Genomic DNA, 3,460 nt, shown 5'->3' with positions numbered 1-3,460 from the left:
TGATAGCAATGCCATCTGTTAATACATATTCAGTCCGTTCAGATGTCGCCCCCCTTGTCACCCAACCATTATCGACACATTTTTTTATGTAATTTTTTGCCTGCCGTTCTTTTACAGAGAAATACTGACAAAACCTCTTGGTCAATGTGGTGGCAGAAATCGCCGCTTGGCCTTCCAGTGCCTCCAGCAGCCCATCCATCAGCTTGTCGCGCTCCTCCCCGATGGCACTGACTAATGTCAGCCCAATACGATTAAGGAGTATTTCGTCAGGTGTTTCAACCGCCCTCGCACTGAACGTCAGGCTGTAGCGAGCGCCTTGCCCCTCTCGCGTCCCCAGTGAGATGACGCCATCGGCCTCACCATGAATCGAAGAAGCTCCTCGCATGCTCATTACGCCAGTGTTACCACCTGCATTAGGGGATATCTTTCTTGCGTGATGAACGATGATGTGTGCAGCGGAGCCGCTGATTTTTCGAATAGCTCGCATCACCTGACCCATTTCACGATTGTCGTTTTCCGTTGCATTATGCATCCGAGCGAGGACATCCCAGATGATCAAATCCGGTTGAATGTCGTTGACAATATCTAATATTGCTTGTGATGCCATAGGATCTAACACATCAGTCGATTTATAATCGCCGCACCGCAAGAATGTTTTAATGTTTTTTGCATCGCCCAAGTTGGTCTGTGCCGACATGGTGTAGTACCGCTGCCAAAACAATCTGTCATTGACCTCAAAATCCATATACAATACGAGCGCAGGCTTTTTAATTTCCCAATTTAAAAATACACTACCGCTGGCTACAGCCAAGCCCAACTGCGTTGCAAGCAGCGATTTACCCGTTTTGGGCGAGCCACTAATAATCCACTGCTCGCCTTTTTCAATCAGATTATCCACCACCCAATTAGGGTTTTGCTGGCTGGAAATTAATCCCGCAGCAGGACTGAAATTATAATACTTTTCATTATTCATAAACATACCTATATTATTGTGGTGACTTGGTACTGTTGATATGTCTCATCGTTTACATATATGCATAAGCTAATCATGCGTATGTGTATAATTAACTACCCGTGTTGTTGCAGATAAAGCGTTTTTATGTCTGGTATTGCGCTATCAATATGAAGGGCATGGATAATCAGGTATAAAAATGCCACCAATAATGGCGGCATTGGGCGTCTGTCCTCGATCAGCAAATGAGCCCGAGCGCCCGAAGGCGTTGGAGCGCCCGATCCTGTGCATCGTTCGAATAATCGGCTTCCAGAGTGATCCGAGCAAGGCGCTCAACCAGCCGCCTGCCACTTTCATCGAGCCTCACAGACACATCGAGCAATGACACTGTGTATTGAGTGTTACATGCCGATGCCAACGCAGCAGCCAGCACCCTGCTAGATCCGGTGCGCGGGTGTTCTGAAATGATTGCCAAAATCTCGTTTATAATTTTCATCTATTTCCTCTATTTAGTTAAACAATATGGTGCCTTTTCGGCTGTCATAAATTCTACTGGTTAGATACTGGTTGTGATGTAAACGCCATCGATTGATCAGCACCAAGCGATGTTATGGCTGCGTTTTGTGTAATAACAAATAATCATCTAAACAGTTTTTATGGCGGGTATTTCGCCATCAATATGGATGACCGTCACCGATATATAGGCATCAAGGTAGTTCCTCCTCGTGCCTCGTCAGACTCCACCTTGACCCCTATATTCGGCTCCTGTCATGCCATATTGACCGCCTCATACCCTCCATAAAAATGGGTTCTCCACCCCACTCCGGTCGCTGCGCAACCTACGGGGGTTCCGGGTTCGCTACTCTCACCACACCCACATTCTTACGTTCGTAAGAATGTTTTACCCCGCGTTCTTACGCTGTGTTGGCTCTGCGTTCTTACGGTTGCGACGAAGGCGTTCTTACGGTTGCGCCCCAGGGGGATTTGCCATGCTGTGATAGCAGCAAGGCTGTCCCCCTGTAGCCGCTCCCTTATCGGGATAAGTCGTCATCGGCATCGCGATGCCGATTGATGAATGCCGCCATGCCTCTCGGCTTTGTTGGGGCAGTTGAATCTGCGCTCGGCGAAGGCTCAGCCACTGTTGTGGGTGTAGCTACCTGGCGATAAGTTTTGTTATCCACAGAAAGCTCGGCGTGCGTTGTCCTGATATGGCTCAGGTCAGCATCCGCTGGGCAAGTGGGTAACACGTTACCATTAGCGGATTTACGATTGCCGTATTTGTCCACAGAAGACGTTGCCTGATGACCCATGATGTAGGCAATGCGCTGCCGGTCGAGCCCAGACGCTTTGAGCTCAGAGCCCATCTGATGGCGCCAGCTGTAAAAGGTCGGCAGCGATTTTCGCGTCGGCCAGAGGCTTTTGCCCGCCGCACGCAGCTTGTCCTGCAATGAGCCAATTTTTGCTTTCTTTGCCTCGGTCACCATAAGTTGCAATTCTTCTGGCGAAAGCGTGTCAAACTGTAAGACCCTATCTGCACCACGTTTGCCATCATGACTTTTTTTGGCTCCGATAACGGTGAGCCGATTACCCTGCGCAGTTATGGTGGCTAGTTCAGCAGGTCTTATCCCCGCGCGCATAAACAACAATATGGCCGCCAACATAGCGCTGTCATTACGCGCCTTAAAATACTGAATCAGTTCCACGAGGTCATCATTCTCGACCTTCTTAACTCTTTTTTGTTTTGCCTTAACCGGTATATCTGGCCTACTCAGGGCTTGAATTCGCTCGGCCGCATCGGGAAAATTCAACAATTTCTGATGATATACCAGTGCACGGCGCAGTTTTCGCCAATAGCCAGGACTGCATTCTGAAGCGCGAGCCAACAATTCATCCGCAATGTTTTTTGCTGTGATATTGAGGCCCTTTTTCTTTAGGATTTCATAATGATTTTTTGCCAGTTTTTCATATTCCTTTTCCGTTGCCTGTGTAGCCATTCGGTCATCTCCCAGAGCGCTTGAATAACGCCTTCTTTAGATAGTGGGCAGGATTTCCCCACCCACGACGTGGATCCCTTTATTAAAGGTGCGATTTAGTTTTAAATTAATGCTGAATGCGTGATGTAAACAGTGATTTACTGCGCCACAGAAATTCGCTGCATTAAAACACTCATCAATCTCTGCATGACAGCAGGAGTTGCCAGTAATGCGTCGACATCGAATTCGCTTTCAGTTTTTTTGTCTTCAGTTTTTGGATTACTGTTCGGCACATTAACTGGAGCCTGCTGACCAGCCATACAGGCATTAAATACCGTGTCTGCCTTACCCCTATAATCAGGGGCGTCCTCCATCAACCATTTGCCATAATGGCGTACCACCATCTCCGTACCGGTGTGCCCCATCTGACGGGCTATCCACTCGATGCTGATCCCCGCCGAGAGCAGTTGGCTTGCATAGGTGTGCCGAAATTGAGATGGCCCCCGATAACGCACCCCAGCAGCCTGACAGAACG

The 3,460-nt window shown here is 48.5% G+C and carries 2 protein-coding genes and 1 pseudogene; all 3 read right to left on the bottom strand.

Annotated features, from left to right (window positions below; translation table 11 throughout):
- On the bottom strand, positions 1 to 973 hold a 973-nt coding region (locus tag C3418_RS23060), incomplete at its 3' end, for an AAA family ATPase (RefSeq protein WP_258040170.1).
- Positions 974 to 1,983: 1,010 nt separating this feature from the next.
- Positions 1,984 to 2,946 (bottom strand): site-specific integrase, encoded by a 963-nt coding sequence (locus tag C3418_RS23050; protein WP_103859352.1) that lies wholly within the window; start codon positions 2,944 to 2,946, stop codon positions 1,984 to 1,986.
- Positions 2,947 to 3,083: 137 nt separating this feature from the next.
- Positions 3,084 to 3,460 (bottom strand): annotated as a pseudogene (locus C3418_RS23045) (tyrosine-type recombinase/integrase); the annotation flags it as partial.

It is taken from the genome of Aeromonas sp. ASNIH8, assembly GCF_002919855.1.
In the GTDB taxonomy this organism is placed as follows: Bacteria; Pseudomonadota; Gammaproteobacteria; order Enterobacterales; family Aeromonadaceae; genus Aeromonas; species Aeromonas caviae.
The sequence above is the reverse complement of the archived record's forward strand: the minus strand, read 5'-3'. Positions and strand labels throughout refer to the sequence as shown.

Bases quoted from the DNA above. Each gene is read 5' to 3' on its own strand.
- C3418_RS23050 (WP_103859352.1), bottom strand. From the start codon at position 2,946: ATGGCTACACAGGCAACGGAAAAGGAATATGAAAAACTGGCAAAAAAT.